The 23852-nt window shown below is 68.0% G+C and carries 17 protein-coding genes; 11 read left to right on the top strand and 6 right to left on the bottom strand.

Translation table 11 applies throughout. The features are described from left to right. The first annotated feature begins 36 nt into the window (after positions 1-36). From IPP28_05215 to IPP28_05165, 11 genes are read left to right on the top strand one after another with little or no spacing between them, the layout of a single operon-like run. Positions 37-546, top strand: a complete 510-nt coding sequence (locus tag IPP28_05215) for an RDD family protein (GenBank protein MBL0040446.1) — start codon at positions 37-39, stop codon at positions 544-546. After that, positions 546-1226, top strand: coding sequence for an RDD family protein (locus IPP28_05210; protein MBL0040445.1), 681 nt, complete (start codon positions 546-548; stop codon positions 1224-1226). The genes IPP28_05215 and IPP28_05210 overlap by 1 nt, the downstream gene beginning before the upstream one ends. Next, a complete protein-coding gene (locus IPP28_05205) occupies positions 1226-2215 on the top strand; it encodes a stage II sporulation protein M (protein MBL0040444.1) in 990 nt (329 codons plus the stop codon). Before IPP28_05210 ends, IPP28_05205 begins: the two co-directional genes overlap by 1 nt. Then, positions 2205-3728, top strand: a complete 1524-nt coding sequence (locus IPP28_05200) for a hypothetical protein (protein MBL0040443.1) — start codon at positions 2205-2207, stop codon at positions 3726-3728. Before IPP28_05205 ends, IPP28_05200 begins: the two co-directional genes overlap by 11 nt. Then, positions 3725-4846, top strand: coding sequence for a DUF4350 domain-containing protein (locus IPP28_05195; GenBank protein MBL0040442.1), 1122 nt, complete (start codon positions 3725-3727; stop codon positions 4844-4846). Before IPP28_05200 ends, IPP28_05195 begins: the two co-directional genes overlap by 4 nt. Next, positions 4843-5826 carry a MoxR family ATPase gene (locus tag IPP28_05190; GenBank protein MBL0040441.1) on the top strand — a complete coding sequence of 328 codons (984 nt, stop codon included), beginning with the start codon at positions 4843-4845 and terminating at the stop codon, positions 5824-5826. Before IPP28_05195 ends, IPP28_05190 begins: the two co-directional genes overlap by 4 nt. Beyond that, entirely contained in the window at positions 5823-7127 is a 1305-nt protein-coding gene (locus tag IPP28_05185; GenBank protein ID MBL0040440.1) for a DUF58 domain-containing protein, read from the top strand. Before IPP28_05190 ends, IPP28_05185 begins: the two co-directional genes overlap by 4 nt. Before the next feature lie 4 nt (positions 7128-7131). Then, entirely contained in the window at positions 7132-9765 is a 2634-nt protein-coding gene (gene pepN / locus IPP28_05180; protein ID MBL0040439.1) for an aminopeptidase N, read from the top strand. 20 nt (positions 9766-9785) lie between these two features. Then, complete coding sequence (locus IPP28_05175; protein ID MBL0040438.1) at positions 9786-13163, top strand: ankyrin repeat domain-containing protein; 3378 nt, start codon at positions 9786-9788, stop codon at positions 13161-13163. A 50-nt stretch (positions 13164-13213) separates the two neighbouring features. Further along, the gene (locus IPP28_05170) at positions 13214-13981 is read left to right on the top strand and encodes a hypothetical protein (protein MBL0040437.1); all 768 of its coding nucleotides are present in this window, start codon (positions 13214-13216) and stop codon (positions 13979-13981) included. A gap of 11 nt (positions 13982-13992) precedes the next feature. Then, entirely contained in the window at positions 13993-14817 is an 825-nt protein-coding gene (locus IPP28_05165; protein MBL0040436.1) for a hypothetical protein, read from the top strand. Between the two features lie 3 nt (positions 14818-14820). On the opposite strand, the gene IPP28_05160 is transcribed toward IPP28_05165, so the two are convergent. From IPP28_05160 to IPP28_05135, 6 genes are all read right to left on the bottom strand, one after another. Then, a complete protein-coding gene (locus tag IPP28_05160) occupies positions 14821-16626 on the bottom strand; it encodes a cation:proton antiporter (GenBank protein MBL0040435.1) in 1806 nt (601 codons plus the stop codon). Between the two features lie 105 nt (positions 16627-16731). Then, entirely contained in the window at positions 16732-17298 is a 567-nt protein-coding gene (locus IPP28_05155) for a DUF1232 domain-containing protein (GenBank protein MBL0040434.1), read from the bottom strand. Between the two features lie 72 nt (positions 17299-17370). Next, positions 17371-19167, bottom strand: coding sequence for a phospholipase D family protein (locus tag IPP28_05150; protein ID MBL0040433.1), 1797 nt, complete (start codon positions 19165-19167; stop codon positions 17371-17373). Continuing rightward, the gene (locus tag IPP28_05145; protein ID MBL0040432.1) at positions 19164-19715 is read right to left on the bottom strand and encodes a YceI family protein; all 552 of its coding nucleotides are present in this window, start codon (positions 19713-19715) and stop codon (positions 19164-19166) included. The genes IPP28_05150 and IPP28_05145 overlap by 4 nt, the downstream gene beginning before the upstream one ends. A 10-nt stretch (positions 19716-19725) precedes the next feature. Next, positions 19726-20202: a histidine phosphatase family protein gene (locus IPP28_05140; protein MBL0040431.1), complete on the bottom strand. Its 477-nt coding sequence runs from the start codon at positions 20200-20202 to the stop codon at positions 19726-19728. Beyond that, a complete protein-coding gene (locus IPP28_05135; GenBank protein MBL0040430.1) occupies positions 20199-23729 on the bottom strand; it encodes a hypothetical protein in 3531 nt (1176 codons plus the stop codon). The genes IPP28_05140 and IPP28_05135 overlap by 4 nt, the downstream gene beginning before the upstream one ends. Between the last annotated feature and the right edge of the window lie 123 nt (positions 23730-23852).

The following is a 23852-nucleotide window of genomic DNA, read 5'->3' as shown; positions in this document are numbered from 1 at the left end:
TGCTGATAAAGTGCGATTTCTGCCATCGGAGGGCCCATGAACGCCGTGCCACCCCCCATTCCGGACGACGACAATCCCTACCGTGCGCCCTTGGCGAATGTCGAAGCGCCGGGACCGGCCATGGCACTGGCGTCACGCGGACAGCGCCTGGGCGCAGCGATTCTCGATTCCCTGGTTGTGGTGCCGGTCGCGATCGTCGTTGCGATCCTGATGCCGGCGGCGCAGAAGAACCCGAACCTGATGATCGCCGTGGTGGTGCTGATCGTCGCGGCAGCCATCGCGATCATCACCGTGAATCTGGTCGGGATCTATCGCACCGGCCAGACCATCGGCAAGCGCCTGCTCGGCATCCGCGTGGTGCGAAGCGATGGCGAACGCGTCGACTTCGCGCGCTATCTCTTCATGCGCTGGTTCGCGATCGCGTTGATCGGCAACATCCCCCTGATCGGACCCTTCATCTCGCTGCTCAACGTGCTGCTGATCTTCCGCGACAGCCGCCGGTGCCTGCACGACGACTTCGCCGACACCATCGTGATCCTGGCCTGATGCTCGATACCGAAGCCCTGCACGAGACTCCGGAAGGCATCGCCTTGCGCTTGCGTGCAGCGGGCGCAGCGCCGCGTGCGCTGGCCTGGCTGATCGACCTGGCGATTCGCGCCGGCGTGTTCATGTCGCTGGCCATGATGATTTCCCTGCTCGGCGAAGCCGGCCAGGGGCTGCTGCTGATCTTGATGTTCGTGCTGATGTGGGTGTACCCGATCCTGTTCGAGTTGTTCATGGATGGCCAAACCCCGGGCAAGCGCGTCGTCGGCTTGCGGGTGGTGCATGCGAACGGCACGCCGGTCGGCTTCACCGCATCGCTGATCCGCAATCTGATGCGCACCGTCGATGCCTTGCCGGTCGGCTATGCACTCGGCTTCTTCAGCTGCGCGATCGATCCTCAGGCGCGGCGGCTCGGCGATCTCGTCGCCGGCACCCTGGTCGTGCATGCCGATCGTCGTCGCCACGACGACGCCATTCCGGCCGTGCCGGGCTATGTCCCGGCGCTGGCACTGCCGGCCGAGGAACAGGCGGTGATCGTGGCCTTTGCCGAACGCGCGCCGCAGCTGACCGAGGCGCGCCAGATCGAGCTGGCGGGCCTGTTGCCGACCCTCGTCACCCAGGCGCGCGGCGCACAGGCCGTGCAACGCCTGCTCGGCTACGCCAACCACATCGTCGGTCGCTGATGCGCCAGGACCAGTTCATCGCGCGGCACGAAGCGGATTGGCAGGCACTGGCCGCGTGGCTCGATGTCGCCGACCAGCGCAAGCCGAACGCGGCCGTGAGCGATGCCGGCTGCAATGCCGCCGACGTGCCGGGACGCTACCGACGCCTGTGCCAGCAGCTCGCGCTGGCGCGCCGCCGTGGCTACAGCCCGATGCTGATCGAGCGCCTCGGGCAACTGGTCGAACGCACCCACACCCTGCTCTACCGGCCGCCGAATCCGCGCTGGTGGCGTGCCATCGGCTTCATCGTCTCCGAATTTCCGGCCGAAGTGCGTGCGCAATGGGGCTGGATGCTGGCCTCTGGCCTGCTGTTCTTCCTGCCCTTCTTCGCGATGATCGTGGCGGTGCAGGTGCAGCCGGAGCTGGCGCACAGCGTCTTCGACATCGAACAGCTGGCGCAGATGGAGCAGATGTACGACCCGGCCCGCACCGACCGCATCGGCCGCGACAGCGGCACCGACCTGATGATGTTCGGCCACTACATCATGAACAACATCAGCATCGGCTTCCGCAGTTTCGCCAGCGGCCTGCTGGTCGGCCTCGGCTCGGTGATCGTGCTCGTCAGCAATGGCGTGATGATCGGCACCGTGGCCGGCCATCTCACCGGCATCGGCTACGGCGGCCCGTTCTGGCGCTTCGTGGTCGGTCACTCGGCACCGGAACTGCTGGCGATCGTGATCTCCGGCGGCGCCGGCATGCGTCTCGGCTTCGCCTTGATCGCGCCGGGGCAGCTCAGCCGTGTCGCCGCCCTGCTCGCGGCCGGACACATCGGCGCGCGGCTGATCCTCGGCGTGTTCGTGATGCTGCTCGCGGCGGCTTTCATCGAGGCCTTCTGGTCCTCGATCGCCCGTCTGCCCGACCTCGTGAAATACGGCAGCGGCGGCGCGATCTGGCTGCTGGTGCTGGCTTGGCTCGGCTTCGGCGGACGAGGGCGCGTGCATGCGGCCTGAGGGTTTGCACGTCGCGCTGCGCAGCCGCAGCCCCTGGGAAGCCGCCGACCTCGGCTTCGTCCTGATCCGGCGCCATGCCGGCGTGATCGCGCGCAGCTGGCTGCTGTTCGGACTGCCGCTGTTCGCGGTCCTGAACGCGCTCGCCTACGCGATCGACCAGGTCTGGCTGGCCGGACTGCTGCTGTGGTGGCTGAAACCGTGGTTCGACCAATTGGTGCTGCACATCCTGTCGCGTGCGGTGTTCACCGACCCGCCGAGCGTGCGCCAGACCCTGCGCCAGCAGTTCCGGCTCGGCGCGGTCTGGCCGTGGCTGCTGTGGCGGCGCATCGATCTATCGCGCGGACTAAGCATGCCGGTGGCCCTGCTCGAAGGTCTGCGCGGCCCGGAACGGCGCGCACGCTCGACCCTGCTCGGCCGCGCCTCGAACAGCGCCGTCGCGATCGGCCTGTGCCTCGTGCTGCTGCACATCGAGGTCGCGCTCTGGCTGTCGGTCTTCATGCTGGCCTTGATGTTCGTGCCCTACGACTTCCTGAGCGAGTCGGCACAGGTGATGTTCGAGACCCTGATGGACGATCCGCCGCGCTGGGCGCAGATATTGCTGAACGCTGTGTCGTTCTTCGCGATGAGCATCGTCGAGCCGTTCTTCGTCGCGGCCGGCTTCGCGCTGTATTTGAATCGGCGTACCCAGCTCGAGGCCTGGGACATCGAACTCGCGTTCCGGCGCATCGCGCGCCGCATTGGCGCTGCTGCGCTGCTGCTGGTCCTGGTGCCGGGACTCGCGCTGCCGGGGACGACGCAGGCCCGGGCCGAGAGCGACGACGAGGAATGGCAGGCCGAGGTGATCGAGTCGCGCGCGATCGCGGACGTGTTCGCCGATCACAAGCCCGACGCCAGCTTCGCGCGTGAGGTCGCGAAGACCCTCGACGCACCGGAGTTCGGCGAGAAGAAGCTGCTGCAACGCTGGGAGCGCATCGATGCGCCGCCCGACACCGCAAACGCCGACGAGCCCTGGCCCTTCCTGCGCGTGATCGGCAACATCATCGGCTTCTTCGCCAAGTTCGGATTGTGGATCCTGCTCGCGCTGCTGATCGCCGTCGTGCTGATGCATGTCGCGAAGTGGCGCCTGCCGATGGTCGAGCGACTGCGTCGACGCAAGCCGCCGGGAACGACCGAGGTCGAGGCCGACCGCGAGCCCGATGCCTTGCCGGACGATCTAACCGGAGCGGCACGGGCATTGTTCGCGCGCGGCGACGTCCGTGCCGCGATGGCGCTGTTGTATCGCGGCACCTGTGCGGCACTGCCGGCGCGGGCGAACGGCATGCTGACGCCCGGCGCGACCGAATCCGAGGTGTTGCGGCTTGCCCGCGGCATCGATGACGATGCGGCGCGCGAGGCCGTGATCGACGTCGTGCGTCAGTGGCAGCGCAGCGCCTATGCCGATGACCCGCCGGATGCCGCGCGCTTCGCCGCACTGGTCGCACGCTATGACCGCGCCGGACCGCTGCCGCGATGAAGACGCGCACGCGCAATCTGATCCTTGCGGTCCTCGGCCTGGCCTTGGTCGCCGGTGGCGTCTACTGGTTCATCGCGAACTTCCACCAGGTGCCCTTCGAGTTCCGCACGCCGCCGGGCCCGGCGGCACGGCGCAATCGCCTGCTGGCACTGGAGGAAACGCTGCGCGCGCGTGGCCATACCGTCTTCGATCGGCTGCGTTTCAGCAGTGCCGACTTCGCCGAACCCGGCGCCAGCGCCATCGTGCTGGATCTGGATCCGCGCCACCTGCGCGAGGCCGAGGTCGATGCCCTGCTCGATTTCGTCGGGCGCGGCGCCCTGTTGCTGCTGCGCATGCCGGCCTCGGCCGAAGGTCGCGCCGGCAAGCTGCTGGACGAACTCGGCGTCGAGCCGCTGGCGCCCGATCCGCACTGCTTCGATCTGGCCTTGTCGAACCAGCGCAGCTACACCCTGTGCGGCGGCACTCGCCTCGGCGGCGACATCGAGTCGCACTACACCCAGCTCGCCAGCTACGACGACAAGACCTATGGCTACTGGTATGGCCATGCCTGGTACTCGGACGGCCGCGTCTTCCTGGTCAGCGAACTGGACATGCTGCACAACAGCGCACTCGACGACGCGGCGTCGGTGGAGCTGGGCGCAGCCCTGCTCGCACCCCTGCTCGAACGCGAGCGCATCCATTTGTTCCGCGGCGTCGACATCGAACCGTTCCACGTGCTGATCGTGCGGGTCGGCTGGCCGTTCCTGCTGCCGGCGCTGGTCGCCCTGCTGCTGTGGCTGTGGATGCGCAGCCAGCGTTTCGGGCCGATCCTGCCCGACACGCTGCCGCCCCGTCGCGCCCTGCTCGAACATGTACGCGCCAGCGGCGAATTCCTGTTCCGTCGCGGCCAGCCGGTGGCGATGCACCGCGCCCTGCTGGCGCGCGTGCAGAAACGCATCGCCGAGCGCGAGCCGGCGATCGCGGCCCTGCCCGACGATGCACGTCTCGCTGCACTCGCCGAACGCGCGCAGCTGCCGGAAGCCGCGTTGCGCCTTGCCCTCCATCCGGTCGGTCTCGGTCGCGCCGATGCCTTCCACTCCGCTGTCTCCACCCTGCTGCAACTGGAACGCCGCCTATGAGCACTGCCGTCCCTACGCCCACCTTGCCGACCGCTGCGCTGGTCGAACGCGTCGCCGCGATCCGCGAGCAGATCGGCGCCGCCTTCATCGGCCAGGCCGACGTGCTCGACCAGTTGCTGGTCGCCTTGCTGGCCGGCGGTCATGTCCTGATCGAGGGCGTGCCCGGCCTCGGCAAGACGCTGCTTGTGCGCGCGCTCGCGGCGTCGATGCAGGGGAGTTTCTCGCGCGTGCAATTCACGCCTGACCTGATGCCGAGCGATGTCAGCGGTCACGCCTTTTACGACCCGAAGAGCGAGAGCTTCAAGATCCGCCGCGGCCCGGTGTTCGCGAACCTGCTGCTGGCCGATGAAATCAACCGCGCGCCGGCGAAGACGCAATCCGCGCTGCTCGAAGCGATGCAGGAAAGCCAGGTCACGATCGAATCGCGCAGCTTCCCGCTGGAGCCGCCGTTCCTGACCATCGCGACCCAGAACCCGGTCGAGCAGGAAGGCACCTATCCGCTGCCGGAGGCGCAACTCGACCGTTTCCTGCTGAAGATCCTGATCGACTACCCGCTGCTTGAGGATGAATTGCGCATGGTGCAGTCGGTCAGTGCCGGCAGCGCCTCCCAGTTCGATCTCGCCAGCGTGCGCGCGGTCGTGCAACCGGCCGATGTCGTCGCGATGCAGGTCGCGACCGCAGCCATCGCGATCGATCCGGTGGTACTCGACTACGCCGTGCGCATCGTCCGTGCGACACGCAGCTGGCCCGGCATCGCGATGGGCGCCGGTCCGCGCGGCAGTCTCGCCCTGGTGCGGGCGGCGCGGGCGCAAGCGGTGCTGGAAGGTCGCGATTTCGTGACGCCGGACGATGTCGTGCGGATCGCACGCCCGGCCCTGCGCCATCGCATCGCACTGGCGCCGGAAATGCAGATCGAAGGCCGTCGCGTCGACCAGGTGCTGGATGCCTTGCTGCTGAAAGTCGAGGCGCCGCGCCGATGAGGCCGGCTCCGGCGCTGATCGCCGGTGCATTGCTGCTGGCCGCGATCGGCCTGGCGGTGGCGTTCGCCGTCGTGCCGTCGTCGGCACTGTTGTTCGCGTCGGTGTTGCTGGTCGCACTGGCCACGCTCGATGCGCTGGCCGTGCTGCGCTTGCGCACGCCGCTGGCCAGTCGCGAATCACCGCACATCCTGCCGCTGGGCGTGCGCCGCGAGATCGGCTTGCGCCTGCATCCGGCCGACGCGCGGACGCTGCGCGTCGATGTCCATGACGGTCACCCGCCGACGTTCAGTGTCGGCGGCCTGCCGCGCCGCGTCGACCTGCGCGCGCATGCCAGCACGCGCTTCGACTACGCCGTGACCGCGCACGAACGCGGCAGTTATCCATTCGCGCCGATCCAGTTGCGGCTGCATTCGCCGCTGCGTCTGTGGACGCACAAGCGTCTCGTCGACGCGCCCGCCGTGGTCAAGGTCTACCCGGATTTCGCGCCGCTGCGGCGACTGGCCCTGGTCGGTGCCGACCAGGCCAGCCGCGTGCTCGGCGCGCACCTGCGGCGGCGGCGTGGCGACGGCACCGAGTTCCACCAGTTGCGCGAATACCGCGAAGGCGACAGCCTGCGCCAGATCGACTGGAAGGCCAGCCAGCGCGCGCGCAAGCTGATCTCGCGCGACTACCGCGAGGAGCGCAACCAGCAGGTCATGCTGCTGCTCGACACCGGCCGGCGCATGCTGGCGCGCGATGGCGCGCATTCGCATTTCGATCATGTCCTCAACGCCAGCCTGCTGCTGGCCTGGATCGCCCTGCGCCAGGGCGATGCGGTCGGCCTGTTTGCGCACGGCGGCGCCTCGCGCTTCATCAAGCCGCAACGCGGACTCGGCGCGCTCGATCCGATGCTGGGCGCGATCTACGACCTGCAGCCGCAACCGGTGGCGACCGACTATCTCGCCGCGGCCACCGAACTCGGCCTGCGCCAGCCGCGGCGTTCGCTGGTCGTGATGATCACCAATGTCCGCGACGAGGACGTCGAGGACCTGCTCGGCGCGGTGCGGCAACTGCGCCGACGCCATGTCGTGATCGTCGCCAGCCTGCGCGAGAAGGCACTGGACCAGGCCCGCGAACAGGAACCGAAGCACTTCGACGACGCCTTGCTGGTCGGTGCCACCGCGTTGTACCTGGAAGATCGCCGGCGCGCGCACGATGCCTTGCGCGCCCATGGCGCCAGCGTGCTCGATGTCGACAGCGATGCGCTACCGGCGGCGCTCGTCGAGCGTTATCTTGCGATCAAGCGTGAAGGCGTCCTGTGACCCCATGAGCACCGAACCGACCCGACTCATCGACTACCGGCCTCCGGCCTGGCGCGTGCGCGACGTGGCGCTGCGCTTCGAACTCGACTTCGCCGAGACCCGCGTGTTCGCGACACTGCAGCTCGAACGGCATCCCGAACGCGACGACGGCGAAGCCCTGTGCCTGCACGGCGAAGACCTGCAGTTGCGCATGCTGCGCCTTGATGGTCGCGCGCTGACTGCGGACGAGTACCGCATCGACGCGGCATCGCTGACGATTGCCGGTGCGCCTTCGCCCTGCACGATCGAGACCGAGGTGCACATCCGCCCGGACAAGAACACGCGCCTCGAAGGCCTGTATCGCTCCGGCAGCTTCCTGACCACGCAATGCGAAGCCGAAGGCTTTCGCCGCATCACCTGGTTCATCGATCGTCCGGACGTGATGGCGACCTTTCGGGTGCGTCTCGAAGCGGACCGCGAACGCTTCCCGGTGCTGCTCGCGAACGGCAATCCCGGCGAGTCCGGACGCCTGCCGGAAGGTCGGCACTTCGCGGAATGGATCGATCCGTGGCCGAAGCCGAGTTACCTGTTTGCGGTCGTGGCCGGTCGGCTCGACTGCATCGAGGATCATTTCCGGACCATGGAAGGGCGTGATGTGCGCCTGCGCATCTACGCCGAGGCGCAAGCCATCCAGCGCTGCGCGCATGCGATGGACAGCCTGAAACGGGCCATGATCTGGGACGAGGAACAGTTCGGCCGGGCCTATGATCTCGACGTGTTCAACATCGTCGCGACCTACGACTTCAACATGGGCGCGATGGAGAACAAGGGCCTCAACATCTTCAACGCCAAGGCCATCGTCGCCGATCCGGAAACCGCCACCGACGCCGATCTCGATTATGTCGAGGCGGTCGTCGCACACGAGTATTTCCACAACTGGACCGGCAACCGCGTCACCTGTCGCGACTGGTTCCAGCTGTCGCTGAAGGAAGGCCTGACGGTATTCCGCGATCAGGAGTTCTCGGCCGACCAGGGCTCGCGTGCAGTCAAGCGCATCGACGACGTGCGGCAGTTGCGCACCATGCAGTTCCCCGAGGATGCCGGTCCGTTCGCGCATCCGGTGCGGCCGGCGGCGTACAGCGAGATCAACAATTTCTACACCTCGACCGTCTACGACAAGGGCGCGGAAGTGGTGCGCCTGTATCGCACCCTGCTCGGCCGCGATGGCTTCCGCCGCGGCATGGATCTCTACTTCGATCGCCACGATGGCCAGGCCGTCACCTGCGACGACTTCCTGCGCGCGATGGCCGATGCCAACGGCGCGAATCTCGATGCGCTGAAGCTCTGGTACGCGCAAGCCGGCACGCCGGTGCTGCGGGCCGAGCTTTGCCACGACGCGCCGACGCGCCGCGTCCACCTGCGCCTGTCCCAGCACACCGCGCCGACGCCCGGGCAGGCGAGCAAGCAGCCGCTGCCGATTCCGGTGCGGATGATGTTGTATGCGCCCGATGGCCGGCCGTATCCGCTACGGCGTGCCGGCACGGGTACGGAGGCCGCCGAGCAGACCGTGCTGGTCCTGACCGATGCGGTGGCCGACTATGTGTTCGAGGACATCGACACACGCCCGGTCGCGTCGCTGCTGCAGGACTTCTCGGCGCCGGTGCGGCTCGAATTCGCGGTCAGCGACGCGGAGCTGGCGTTTCGCATCGCGCATGAGCACGACGACTTCAACCGCTTCGATGCCGCGCAGACGCTGGCCGAGCGCATCCTGCTCGCGGCCTATCGACGGGGCGGGCTGGATGCTTCGCCGTCGCTGGCCGTGCTGCTCGACGCACTCGCGAAACTGGTGGCGGATGAGCACATCGACCCGGCGCTGGTCGCGGAATGCCTGGAACCTCCCGATGAAATCAGTCTTGGCGAACGCATCGATGCACTCGATCCGACCCGACTGCACGGGGTGCGCGAGGCACTGCGCGCGGCCATCGGACAACATCTGGCCGCGGCACTGATCGCACGGCGCGAGGTCCTCGCGGACGCCGCGCGCGGTCGCTACGCGGCGACGCCGGTGTCGGCGCGGCGCTTCCGTCAGCGCGCACTGCACCTGCTGATGGCGGCCGACGCGGCAGCGCATGCGCCGCTCGCACGACAACAGTATGCCGATGCCACCGCGATGGGCGAACGCCTGGCCGCGCTCGCGGCACTGATGCACCACGCCGTGCCCGGCGCCCAGGCCCTGGCCGAAACGTTCCATCGCCGGCATGCCGACGATCAGCTGCTGATCGACAAGTGGCTGATGCTGCAGGCGACCAATCCGCAGCCCGGCACGCTGGAACGGGTGCACGCCCTGCTCGACCATGCCGCGTTCAGCCTGCGCAATCCGAACAAGGTGCGTTCGCTGCTCGGCAGTTTCGCGCGCCAGAATCGCGCCCGCTTCCACGAGGCCAGCGGCGCCGGCTATCGCCTGATCGGTTCGCAGCTGGCGGTGCTGGACGCGATCAATCCGCAGATCGCGGCGCGTATCGCCGCCGTGTTCAACGGCTGGCGGCGCCTCGAACCGAGCCGAGCCGCGATGATGCGCAGCGAACTCGAACGCCTCGCCGCCGTGCCCGGTCTGTCGCGCGACACCAGCGAGATCGTGTCGCGGGCGCTGGCAGGTTGAGGGCGCATATACTGCGCGGCATGACTGCTGCCGCGCGTGTGTTTCCGGTGATCGCCGATCTGCGCTTCCTTGTTCCCGGCATCCTGCTGATCCTCGCAGGTGCCTTTGTGCCGCCGTGGGCGGCGACGCTGCTGATCGTGCTCGCGCAACCGGCGCTGGCTGCGGGCGCGGCGCGGGTGCTGGGCTACGAACTGGATGATGACTTCCCCGGCCTGTGGTTCCGTCGCGGCAGCGTCGCGCTGTGCGGACTGCTGCTCTACGCGGCCATCGTGCTGGCCATGATCGGCTGGCCGCTGCATGAGGTGCTGCAGTCGCGCACGCCGATGCTGGCGCTGGTGCTGTCCGGCGGCTTTCTGGTCGCGATCGGTGCCGCCCTGCGACTGTGGCCCGCGCCTGGCCTCGCCCTGGTCTGGGACGACGCCTACGAGGGTCGCGGCCTGCTGCGTGCGCTCGATCGCAGCACGGTGTTCGCATTGCATCTCACCGGCCAGCAGGGCGATCGCCATTTCGGTGCCGGCGTGCTGGTCGCGCTGGGCTGGATTGCACTCGTGCTGGGCGCGGCGGCGTTGTCCGGATTCACGCCGCTGTTGCCGCCGGCCTGGCGCCAGCCGGGATGGATCGCGTATGCGCTGCTGCTGGCGCCTTGGGTGCACGTGCTGACCCTGTGGCGCACGGCGGCCTTGTTGATCGTCACCGAGGACGAGATCGGCGCGGCGCCTGCGACGACGATGACGGCACCGGTCTTCATTGGCGCACACGATGCGATCGGTGACCCCGCGACCGACGCGGCGGCCGACACGACGCCGCTTGACCAAGGCCTGGCGCTGCTGAATGCGGCGGCAGCCGGCCAGATCCCGCAGGCGCTGGCCCTGCTCGACGCCGGAGCCGATGCCAATGCCGCGCCCGGACCGAACGATCGCGACCAGCGCAGCGCGCTGTGCATCGCCGCCACCTTGTCCGACCTGGGCCTGTTGCGCGCCCTGATCGCGCACGGGGCCGATCCGAGCCTGGCCGTCAACGGCATCACTGCCCTGCATGCGGCGACCCGCGATTCCCTGCATGGCCGCCCCGATGCGGTGATGACCCTGCTCGCGAATGGCGCGCGCCCGGATCGGGTCGACCACGATGGCAACACGCCGCTGCATCACGCCGCGCTCAGTGAAGATCCGACGATCAGCGCGATGCTGCTCGATGCCGGGGCACCGCCGGACCAGGTCAACCGCGAGGGCCTGACCGCACTCGCGATCGCTGCGCGCGCCGGCAATGAACCGGTGCTGCGCCTGCTGCTCGAACGTGGCGCGAAGACCGAAGTCGCACGCGGCACGCCGGCGCTGATCGCCGCGGCCAGCGGCCACGAGGATCGTGCCGCGATCCTGAAACGCCTGCTCAAGGCCCGGGCCGACATCGCCGCGACCGACAAGCTCGGCCGCAGCGCCCTGCATGCAGCGGCCTTGCACGGCCATGGCGACTGCGCCGATGCGCTGGTCGCGGCCGGCGCGGACGTGAATGCGCGCGACAGCCACGGCGTCACGCCGCTGATGGAAGCAGCCCGCGCCGGCGCCAATCGCGTGCTCGCGCGCCTGGTGTTCCGCAAGCCCGATCCGTCGGCGACCGACGCTCAGGGCCGCAACGCGCTGCACCTCGCCTGCGCCTCGAAACAGGCCAACCTGGATACGGTGAAGGCCCTGCTCGCACTCGACATCGACCGCGACCTGCGCATGCGTGACGGCCGCAGCGCCGTCGACATCGCCGCAGCCGGCGGGCGCTGGGACCTGGTCGCCGCGATCGATCCAAAGGCGCCGTGCCCGACGACCTTGGCGCTGCCGGACGAACTGGCCGAACCGCTGCCCGACCATGCCGAGCGCGAACGCCTGTTGCTCGACGCGTTGCAACAGGGGCATGCCCATATCGGCGCCGAACTGCTGGCACTGGAACCACCGCCGTCGGTCGAGACCTTGCTGCGCGCGTTCCGCATCGCACTCGAACGCGATGATGTCGCGATCCTGCAGATGCTGATCGCGCACGGATTCGATCCGGTCGCAGCGCCGCTCGACGACAGCGAAGCCCTGCAGATGGCGGCACGGCTGCGGCCGGTGCCGGTGCATTGCATGCGCGTCCTGCTCGAGGCCGGCGCCTCGGCTGCAGGTGCCGGCGTATTGCTGCCCCTGCTCGCGAATGCCGCGGACGACGACTTCGCGCCACACGCCGGGCTCGATGCATTCGCGCAGTCCCTGATCGACCTCGGCGCCGACGGCCATGCCCGCATCAGCGGCGGCGCCTCGGCCCTGCATCTGGCCCTGCGTGCGGCCTTGCCGGGCACCGCGCGCCTGCTGCTGGCACGCGGCTTCGATCCGAATGCCGCCGACCACAGCGGCCAGACCGCCCTGCATCTGCTGATGCGCCTGCCCGGGGCCGGACGCGATGTCGTGCTGACGGCCTTGCTGCGCGCCGGTGCCGATCCCGAGCGTCGCGCGAACGACGGCGAAACCCCGCTCGGTCGCGCCACGCTGGCCCGGCATGAGCAGGCACTCAGGCTGTTGCGCTGGCCGAACTGGAAGTTGCCGCGGCGTGCCCTGATGGAAGCCGACTTGCCCGCCGCGGCGCAGGCCGGTGATCGCGACGCTGTGGCCAAGCTGCGCGAACTCGGATTGCCGATCGACGGCCGCGACGCGCAGGGCTGCACGGCCCTGTTGCGCGCCGCTGGCGGCGGCTTCGAAGGCATTGTGTCCGACCTGCTGGCCGCTGGCGCGGATGCCGGTCTCTCGGCGCGCACCGGTGCGACACCGCTCAGCGCCGCGGTGAGCCGTGGCTTCGAACGCGTGGTGGCGATGCTGGTCGCGCATGGCGTCGACATCGACCAGGCCCTGCCCGGTGGAGCGACGCCGCTGATGGTCGCCTGCGCACTCGGCAACGATCATCTGGTCCAGGTGCTGCTGGTGCGCGGCGCATCGGCGCTGGCGCAGGACGAGATCGGCAACACCGCCCTGCATGCGGCGGCGCAGTTCGCGTTCGCGGCCGACGATGCCATCGCATCGCTCCGCATGTTCGACCGCCTGCTTGATGCCGGCTCGCCGATCGACGCACCAAACCGCGACGGGCAGACGCCGCTGCTGCTGCTGCTCGGCGCCCGCGCCGAGGCCGGCACGCGTTCGCCGAACCGCGAACTGGGCGAACTGGTCACGCGCCTGGTGAATCGTGGCGCCGACCTCGACGTCCAGGATCGTCGTGGCGTCTCGGTCCTGCATGCCGCGGCAATGCACGGCATGCGCGACATCGCCGAACGCCTGCTCAAGGGCGGCGCCGACCCGCGTCGTCGCGACGGCCTTACGCGCACCGCGCACGAAGTCGCGATCCTGCTCGGCTATGTCGACCTGGCGGCGCTGCTGAAGCGCGACTGACGCCCACGCTGCGTGCTCGGCTATGCTTGGCGTGCTTTGTCGGGGCTGCCATGTCGAGACGCCTGCACGCCATCGGATTCCTCGCGTTCGCCGGTGCCGTCACGGGCGCACCGCTGCAGTTCTCGGCGGACATCGCGCTGCGCATCGGCACCGCCACCGCGCCCGACCACAGTTATCTGCTCGACGATGGCGTCAACCTGATCGGATTCGTGGTGCCGGCGACCCTGCCGGTCGGCGCCGATCTCGACGCACTCGACATCCGCGACGACGACACCGTGCTGTTCTCGCTCGACCAGACCGGCCTGGTCGGGGGCGTCTATGCCGAGCGCGGCGACGTCGTCGCCTGCCGCTACGCCAGCTGTGCGCTGGCCTTCGATGCCAGCACCGCCGGACTGCCTGCAGGCATCGACGTCGATGCCGTCGCGACCCGCAACGGCCGCCTGCTGCTGTCGTTCACGCGCGGGGTCACGCTGGCGCCGCTCGGTTACGTCGCAGCGTCGGACGCAGTCGAGTTCAACGGCAGCAGTTTCAATGCCGTGGCCTTCGATGGCGACGCCAACGGCGTGCCGCGCAATGCCGATCTCGATGCCCTGCACGTGCTCGGCAACGGTCATCTGCTGCTGTCCTTCGATCGCACCCTGGTCCTCGGCGGCGTCACCGCGTTCGACCACGACGTCATCGAATTCGACCCGATCAACCTGCAATTCAGTCTGCTGCGCGCCCTGGGCAGCGGCAATCCGGCCTGGTGGCCGGCCGATCTCGACGCGATCAGCGGCGCTGCCGTCGCCGATCGCCTGTTCCGTGATGGATTCGAATGAGGAGCCCGACCATGCGACCGATCCCCCTGCTGGCGCTTGCCCTGTTCGTCGCGGCCGGTCCGGCCTTCGGCGAAGGTGAATTCGAGATCGACCAGGCCTGCGTCGCGGTCGGCTGCTTTCCCGGCGATGCACCGGGCTTTCCGGTCACGCTCGCGAATGACGGTGCCTATCGGTTGACCTCCGACCTAACGGTCACTGGCGGTCTCGCGGTCAACGGCATCGAGATCGCCGCGAGCCGGATCGACCTGGACCTCGGCGGGTTCACCGTCAACGGCGGTGGCCAGTGCATCCTGAACCCCGGGCTGGAATGTTCCGGCGCGGTCGCGGGCCGCGGCATCGTCCAGAACGGCGCCGGCACCTTGCTGCGCATCCACGACGGCGCCGTGGTCGGCATGGGCAGCGGCGGCATCGTCGCGTTCTCGCTGAACTACGGCTCCTCGTTCGAGAACCTCACCATCCTCGGCAATGCCGGCGGACTGCCGTTCGTGGTCAGCGATGCCGGCGCCAACGTGCCGGTGCAGATGCGCGGCATCCGTTGTGTCCGCAACCAGGGCAACTGTGGCATCTTCAACAACGGCGCGCGGCTGCAGGTCAGCGACAGCGTCTTCTCCGAGAACGAGACGGGCCTGATCGTCGGCTATGGCAGCGTCGTCACCGATTGCCTGTTCGCGCGCAACATCGGATTCGGACTGAGCGGCGCCAATGGGGGCACGCAAGTCGCGTTTGGCCGCAACTATTTCAGCGAGAACAACGGCAGCGAGGCTGCCGCGCAATACAGCATCGGTCAAACGCGCGACATGGGCCACAACGTCTGCGGCGACGGCTCCTGCCCCTGATCGTCAGTCTGCGCGCGCGGTTTCGGCCTTCGATTCGCGCTCGTCGGCTTCGAACAGTTGCTGCAGCTCGGCCAGCGCCTCGTGCGAGTTCTGGATCAATTTCGCTTCGTCGTCGCGGATCTGGAATTGCGCGCGCAGCATCGATTCGTCGTGCTGTCGGAAGCGTTCGACGCGACCTTCGGCGCGCGCCGTGTCCACGCCCAGCGCATCAAGCGTGTTGCGCGCCATCATCAGGCTGGACAGGTAGGTCTCGCGCACGACGTTCTTGACGTCTTCTTCCCACAACGCGAACACGTGCTGGCGATTGCGCGCCCGCGCGACGATGCGGACGTGCGGATACATGCGCCGGACGAGTTTGGCGACACGCACGCTCTCGACCGGATCGTCCATCGCCAGCACGAACACGTCGGCCTGGTCGACGCGCGCGGCGCGCAAGGTATCGGCCCGACCGGGATCGCCGTAATAGATCATGTTGCCGAATCGTCGCGACAGGTCGACCTGCTCGACGCTGTGCTCCAGCGCGAGGAAGGAGATGCGGCTGGCGCGCAGCACGCGGCCGACGATCTGGCCGACGCGCCCGAATCCGGCAATGACCACGCGTGGCGCCTCGTGCTGCGGCAGTTCGTCGTAGGGTCGCTCGTCTTTCGGCTCCCAGCGCTTCGCGACGACATCGGCGGCCATGACCAGCAGCGGCGTGGCCGCCATCGACAGCACGATGCTGGCCGACAGCAGGTCACGCACGTCGGCCGGCAGCACGCCGACGCTGAAGCCGAGCGCCAGCAGCACGAAAGCGAACTCGCCGCCCTGTGAAATCACCGCGGCCATGCGGATCGCATCGGCCGCCGTCAGCCCGCCGGCATGGCGACCGACCAGGTAGATCACGGTCGCCTTGAGCGCGATCAGCACCGCCACCCCGAGCAGCACCGAGCCGAGCATCGAAAACACCAGGGCCCAGTCCACGCCCATGCCGACCGACAGGAAGAACAGGCCGAGCAGCAGGCCCTTGAACGGCTCCAGATGCGACTCGACCTCGTGGCGATATTCCGAATCGGCCAGCACGATGCCGCCGAGGAAGGCACCCAGCGCCATCGACAGTCCCGCGAACCCGGTGATCCAGGCGGTGCCGAGCGCAACCACGAGGGTCATGGCGGTGAACGTCTCGACGCTGCCGCTCTTGGCCGCGATGCGGAACAAGGGACGGACGGCATAGCGGCCCAGCAACACCACCGCAGCGACACTGCCCAGGGCCTTGCCGACTGCGAGCAGGGAAAAGCCGCTGCCGCCACTGTCGCCGACCGCCAGCAAGGGCACCAGGGTCAAGGCCGGGATCGCGGCGAGGTCCTGCAGCAACAGGATGGCCAGCGCCATGCGTCCGCGCTGGATATTCAGGGTCTTGCGTTCGGCCATCAGCTGCACGCCGATCGCGGTCGAACTCAATGCCAGCGCGCCGCCGATGATCACCGCAATCTGCCAGCGCTGTCCGAACCCAAGGGCGAGCAAGGCGAACAGCAGGGCGGTGGCGACGAACTGCAGCGAGCCCAGCCCGAACACCAGCCGGCGCATCAGCCACAGGCGCGCCGGCGAGAGTTCCATGCCGACCACGAACATCAGCAGCACGACGCCGAGTTCAGCCACCGCCAGCTGCTGCTCGCCGCTGTCGACGAAACCGAGGGCATGCGGCCCGATCACCGCACCGGCACACAGATAGGCCAGCACCGCACCGAGCCGGAAATGCGTGAATACCGGCACCGCCGCGGCAGCCGCCAGCAGCAGGATCAGTGCCTGTTCCAGCCAGTGCATGCCATGCATCGGATTCGCCTGTTCGGTTGCCGGGTGCGCTGCATCATCGCCGCGTTGGCGCACGATTGAAAAGGGCAGCCGAAGCTGCCCTGTTCGATCACCTGGCGCAGAGGTTCAACGGAACTTGAACAGACCGACGCCCGACGCGCTGCCGTAACCGTCGCGGTCGCGGCGGCGACGCATGCGTTCCTGCAGCTCCTGGCGACGCTCTTCCATCCAGTCGGCGCGGTCCATGGTCGCCGGATCCAGCCCGCGTTCTTCGGCTTCGTGGGTACGGAACGAGCAGAAGTCGCTGTAGGCCTCGACCTCGTGCTTCAGTTCGCGGACGCAGAGCTCGATCATGATCGCGTCGTCGAGATAACCGACCACCGGCACGTTGTCCGGGATCACGTCCTTCGGATCGGCGAAATAGGTCAGTGCCGTCAACACCCGCGCGCGGTCTTCTTCCGGCATGCCCCAAGCCTGATCGTGCACCATGTTGATCAGGGCATCGAGCTTGGCCAGGCGCTCGGTGATGAATTCCGGCGCGTGGCTGGCGTGGGCATCGGCCAGCAAGGCCGCGGCGGCATCGGTGATTTCCCTGGACGACTTGCTGCCGGCGGTCTCGTGTGCGCGCTTCAGCACTTCCTGGAAATGGTCCAGATCGCTGTCCGACAGCTCGATATTGATCGACAAACCCATGGCAAACCCTCGCGAAGAATCCGCCGCAGACTAGCCAGCGGGCAGGACAGCGTCAATTGCAGGACGCAGGCGCTACAGGATCGGCGACAGGCCGACGCCGAACGCCGTGATGATGCGCGTGTAGATGCCCTTGGCGGCGAGGTCGACTTCCGGGAAGTCGCCGACACGGACGTAGCAGGTGAGGAAATCCGGGTGCTTCGGCGGCAACGGCACGCATTCCGGGCGCAATTCGTAACTGGTCGCATAGCGCCAGGGCCACAGGTCGAAGACCGGCAGTTTCTCCGATACGGCCTCGATGGTCTGGTTGATCGGCGTGAGCAAGCCGCGGTCCGGCTTCTTGGCGATCACCCAGCTCTGGTCGGGACCGATGTCGCCACCGATCGCGCGCTTCAGTTCGGCCGCGAAACCGGCGTCGCGCACGATCACGCCGTTCTCGCTGTTCAGCCCTTCAGAGCGCGGGTCGAAATTGTGCGAGCCGATCAGGCTGATCTCGCCGTCGACGACGATCGCCTTGGCATGCAGGCCGCGGCGCACGGTGTCGCGGCGCAACGGCACCGCCTTGCGGGTGCGGATCTTCAGCGCCGAGCGCAGCGCACCGGGTGGTTTCTTCGCCTCGATCGCGGCCTCGCTGCGGCCCGGATAGGGCTTGAACTCGTGGATCTCGAAGCCGAGCGATTCGAGGTAATAGCGCCGCCGCTTGTGCGAAATCGCATAGACCGGAAAGGCATCGGTCGCCGCCAGGCTGTTGGTCGAGACGAGCACGCGCAAGTCGGGATGGTCGCGACGCAAGGTCAGAAACGCCTTGCGCGCCGGCTTCGACAGCACGAGGTAGGGCGTCTGCAGCACGATCTCGTGCTCGGCACCGGTGATGATGCGGCCGATCAGCGCGGTCAGGTCGTCGTGTTCGCTGCGCTCGGACACGTTCGGCTTGTCCGGCGGATCGGAGAAGTACTCGACCGCCGCCACGCTGAGCGCATGGTCGATCAGCACGCGACCGAGGTAGTCGCGATCTTCGGCCAAGGCCTGCACGCGCACCAGGCGGTCGCCATGATCGAGCTTCGGCGCCGGCAAGGGCGGCGGATCGCGGCCGGCTTCGACGATGCGCTTGGCGACATCCTTCAGCTGCGCCAGCGGCACCGTCTTCGGGTGCGTCCAGAAGCGATCGAACGAGGCCTGCATCGCCGCTCCGACCGCGCCGTACACGAGCAAGTCGCGGTCGTAGTAGTTGTATTCGTCGCCGAAGCCGAAATAGCGCTCTTCGATGTTGCGCCCGCCGACAATGCCGTAGCGGCCGTCGATCAGCAGCAGCTTGTTGTGGCTGCGCTGGTTGAAGCGGAAGAAGCAGCAGAGGATGCCGGCCGCGAACTCCAGCGGCGCGGTGCGCGCCTCGTTGAAGGTCGGGTTGTACAGGCGGAATTCGAAGTTCGCGTGCTCGCGCGCGAGGCGCGCGAGGAAGCGCCGATTCTCGATCGAAAACATCTGGTCGCTGAGCACGCGCACGCGCACGCCGCGCCGCGCCGCCGTCAGCAATTCGCCGAGGATCAGCAGGCCGACGTCGTCGTCGGCGAAGATGAAGGTCTGCAACTCGATCGATTCACGCGCCGCGCGGATCAGGTGCACGCGCGCGACCAGGGCTGCCTCGGCGTCACTGAGCAGGATCGCACCGTGGCGGCCGTCGGCGGTCCGGGTGCGTGCATCGACGACCACCGGCGAGTCGATCGCACAACGATCGATGCGGCTGCAGGTGGTATCGAGCGGCCGCGTTTCCTCGACCAGCGCCTCGGCTTCTCGGATCAGCCGCCGCTGGTCGGCGCAACCGCCCAGCAAGATCGCCAGCAGCACCCACAGGACTCGTGTCGGCGCGATCACGGCGACACCAATCGCAAATCCAGATCGATGCGGATGCGATCGCCCAGCGTGTAGCGACGCGTGCGCATGCCGAAGTCGCGTCGCGACAGCTCGCCACCGGCCTGCACGCGGCAACGTGCGGCCGCCTCGGCGCAGTCGCTGGCCAGCAGCGTGAATCGCGCCTTGCGCGTGCGTCCGCGCACGCGCAGTTCGCCGCTGATCTCGCCGCCGGCGCGCAGTCGCAGCAGCGGGATGGCCTCGGCCCGAAAACCGATCTCGGGGTGGGCCTCGGCCGCAAAGAACTCCGGCGACAGCGCCCAGTCGCGATAGCCCTCGCGATTCATCTGCAACGAGGCCAGCGGCACGCGCACGTCGATCACGGCGAGGCCATCGCGGATCGTCACCGTACCCTCGGCCCGGGCATCGCCGCGCACCGGCCACCAGCCCAGTGCGCGCAATTCGAAATGCACCGTCGACGCGACCGGATCAAGCACATGGTGGCGTTCATCGCCGGCCCGCGCCGGCAGCGCGGAGAGCAACATCAGCAACGCTGGGACCAGCGCGCGCATCCGTGCCCGGTCAGGGCGCCCAGAATGCGCGCAACTGGCCGCGACCGGGTTCAACCAGTCCGTCCGGCACGTCGATCACCGCCATGCCGGCGGTCGGCATGCCGCGATGCGCCTGCGAGCGACCATCGACCAGCAAGGCGACCAGTTCCTCGACGCCTGGGTTGTGTCCGACCAGCAGCACCGTCTCGGTCGGCTCGGTGGCATTGAATACGTCGAGCAAGGTGCCGGGCGTGCCGTCGTAGATGCGTGCGTTGAAGCCGACGGTATCGCCCAGGCGTTCGGCGACGATCTGCGCGGTCGCCTCGGCGCGTGCGGCCGGCGAAGACAGGATGCGCGGCACGCGGCCGTCGAGCATCTTCGCCAGCGCGTCGGCGGCACGCCTGGCCTCGTCACGGCCGCGTTCGGACAGTTCCCGTGACACGTCGGCGCCATCGGCGCTCTGTGCTTCAGCATGGGCGTGACGCAAGACAATCCAGTGTCGAATCATGGCGAGCTCGGCGGTGGGGTGATCATCTGGATCGGCAGGGCATTTCGGGTCCAGCTACCGCTCAAGGGTGCCGGGAAGACGATGGCCGTGTCGAGCGTCCCGGTGGTCTGCGACTGGTAGCTGCGGGTGATGTTGCCGGCCGGCAACGGGAGGCTGCCGAAGTCCTCGAAGACCGGGCAGGACGGGCAATGCACGAGGTAGGTGTTCATCAGCATCAGGCCACTGCTGCCCACCGCTTCGCCCAGGGCCCAGCGCGGCTCGTTGGCGTTGTCGAAAATGTAGCCGAGGAAGCCGGTCGAGGCCTGGTTGCTGACGATGTGTTCGTCGATCACCACGCCCCAGCCGGACTGCCCGGAGTTGAACCAGCCGCCGGAATGGTTGGGGTTCGGCACTGCGGTCGGCGAGAACGCGCGCGACAGTTTGTCCGCGGCCCAGACGCCATTGAACTCCCAGGTGTTGATGTAGACCGAATCGTCGTCGCCACGGGTGAACTGGGCCGAGCCGACGGTCGCTACTGCAGTCGTGAAGGGCGCCGACGACGTCCGCGTGACCTTGAGGATGCTCGCCGGCGCCTGCGCCAGTCCCGGGTTCCATTCGCCGTTGACGATGTACCAGACCGGCGTACGGTCGGCCTTGCCGGTGAACCAGGCGGAACTCAGGATGTTGCCGTAATTGAACAGGTTCTGGCCGTTGCCGCTGCGGTTGAAGTTCAGGTACAAGCCGCCGGGTTGCGGCAGCGCTCCCACGCTTTGCACCTGGGCCGCGCACTGTGTTGCCACCTGGCAGTTGCCGCTGTTCGGCATCGCGACATCCAGCACCTTGGTCGGCGCGAAGCTGTAGGCGTAGTCGCCGACGCCGCCGAGATAGCTGACGACCGCACGCGAACCACATTGCGCCGCCGGATCGACATAGGCCTTCACGGTCACGTTGGCGCTGCCGGCGGCTGCCAGATCACCCAGCGCATTCGCGGTCGAGACGACATGCACTTCGCCTTCGGCCAGCGTCGCCGGCAAGGCGGTCGGATGGAAGAAGCACAGTGCGGTCCCGGACGGTGCTGCATTCGGGGCATCGCATTGATAGTCGAAGCGGATGCTTTCGTCGGGGCTCTGCAGTCCGATCGAGGCATTGCTGCCACTGGTCGGATCGGCGGTGACGTACTGATGCACGATCTCGTAGCTCTGGTCGTACAGGATGGTCTGGAACACCGCGTTGCCGGTGGCGCTGCCGCCACTCGCGTAGCGGCCCATGTTGCGCCACTCGAACACGGTGCAACCCTGACTGGCGCTGCCGGCATCGGAAGCGCGCGGGCAGGTGCCGAAATGCTGGTGCTTGAGGCTGCCGCCGGACTGGATCACGAGATCGTCGTGCAGCACCTGCACGCGGCCATCGGTGACGTCGGCATGGTCGTCGACCCCGCAGGCGGCCGTGTAGTCGTCGCCACCATCGGCGGCATTGGTCGACAGATAGCCATTGGTCGACATCATCAGGCTGGTGATGTCGCGGTCATAGAACCGGAACGGCGACGCCCCGCCGACGCTCAGTCCGGCGACATAACCTTCGTCGCTCGCCGGCGCATTGGTGACGTGCGGGCCGATGACCGGCGTGAGGGCGCTGGCGCCGCTCATGTCGACCGGCTGGTAGCGACAACTGGCCGACGTGGCACTGGCCAGGGCGCGATACCCGAAGTTGTCGCTGGCACCAGTGCTGCTGCCTCCACCGGCCCCGACCGCGGTACCGCCGGTGAACACGGCAAAGCCATCGCCGATCACGTCGTCGCCGGCGTTGCTGATGCGCACCGGCACATTCCAGATTTCGCCGGGCTCGATGTTGGAGTCGCCATCGCCGCAGCTCTGGCTGGCATCGCCATTGGCCGTGGCCGCGAGTTGCGGGCCGCGCAACGAGTAAACCTGCGACGCCACCGCACTGCATCCGGTCGCATCGATGACATTCACCGATACGGTCGTGCTGCGCTTGTTCGGATAGACCGGTTGGATCGACGTGGTGCTGGCGACGCCGGCCGTGCGGCGATCGATGTCGCCATCGCCGTCGATGTCCCATTCGACTGCGTAGGGACCGGTGCCACCGGCGATCTGCACGCTCATCAGCGCCGCGGTACCGGCGCGTGCGTTCGCCTCCAGGCTCAGGGCCAGCGTCGGTTTGGCGCAGGTCGCCTTGCCGTCGATCGCGGTGGCGCCGCTGTTGCCGGGATCGAGCCAGTCCTTCACCCGCGACGCCGCGCTGCCGCCGCCTTCCCAGGCGACGCTGAGACGACCGTAGTAGTCGGGCTGGTTGTTGCCGCAGGCGGCACCGCCGCCCGACAACACGCCGATCAGGCGCTTCTGCGGATTCATCAGCACCGAACCGGAGGAACCGGGCTCGGTCGTGCCGAGATCCCAATCACTGATCTGCCAATGCTTGTCGCCGGGCACGCCGGACGGGGTGTTGTCGGAAATCACCAGCGCCTGGTTCTCGAAGCTGATGCGTTTTTCATCACCCTGCGGATGATGGATCGACACCCCCGACGCCACCGGGTTCTCGGTCCGGTCCCAGCCCAGCCAGAACGCATTCGCGGCGGTCGGCACGGTGGTGTTGAGTTCCAGCAAGGTGGTGTCCGCCACCGCATAGGTAGCACGCAACACGGCGCCACCGGTCTGGCTGATCGAATTGCCTGCCGCGCTGATCGGCGTCCCGCTCTCGCTGCTGCCCGGCGTGCGGCAGGTCGGATTCTCGTACTTCCAGTAGGCCACCACCGAGTTCGCATCGCTCTGGCTGCTGACGCAATGGTTCGCGGTCATGAAATAGCGCTTGTTGTCCTGCGCCGCGTTGTTCACCAGTTGTCCGGTGCAGAGGCCGCCACTGACCGAATAGCGCGCCACCGCATTGATCTGGTCGCGGTAATTGTTGCCTTCGGGGCAGACCGTATCGACATTGCAGCTACCCGACTTCGCGAACGGCGAATCGCCGCTCTCGATCGAACGATAGGCCTGCTGCACGCTCAGGATGCCGAGCTGCAACTCGTCGTGCGCGCGCTTCGGCACCAGCACTTCGAGGTAGGCGACATCGCCGGGCACGTAGGGCGTCCAGAACTCGCCGGACTTCGGATTGTCGGCCGCCGTGTAGGGACCGCGCACGCGCTGGCCGGCGGCATCACTCAACCAGACTTCGGCACCTTCGGGCAGATGGAAGGGCTTCAGTGCCAGATCGATCGAGACCGCGCCGGGGGCATCGATGCGGGTGCGCCACAACCGCGTGTCGGCATCGACGTCGCTCCAGCGCCCGACCGCGAACTTGCTGCGATCGGCCAGGTTCACCGCCGCCTTGTGCATGATCGCGTAGCGCAGCGGCGCGCCCTTGTCGGCGAGCGCATCCTCGGCCAGCGCCTTCTCGGCATTCAAGGCCGGCGTCTGCACGGACTGGGCCGCGGGATCGAGCGCGAGCTGGTAGCGCCGGCTCGGCAACTCGGCGGCCGCCACCAGCAACGGAATATTCAGGGTCGCGAGCCACAGCACGCGGGTGAAATGCTTCATCGGGTTTCTCCGGACAACGGACCGCCCAAGCATACAGCTCGGGCGCGCCGGCACCGTGATGCGCCGCACCGCCATTCAGGCGCAGCCGACCTTCGACAAAACAGCCGTTTCCGGACACAGTAG

The organism is Lysobacterales bacterium (genome assembly GCA_016721845.1).
GTDB lineage: Bacteria > Pseudomonadota > Gammaproteobacteria > Xanthomonadales > Ahniellaceae > JADKHK01.
This window is presented reverse-complemented; position numbering and strand designations above follow the sequence as displayed.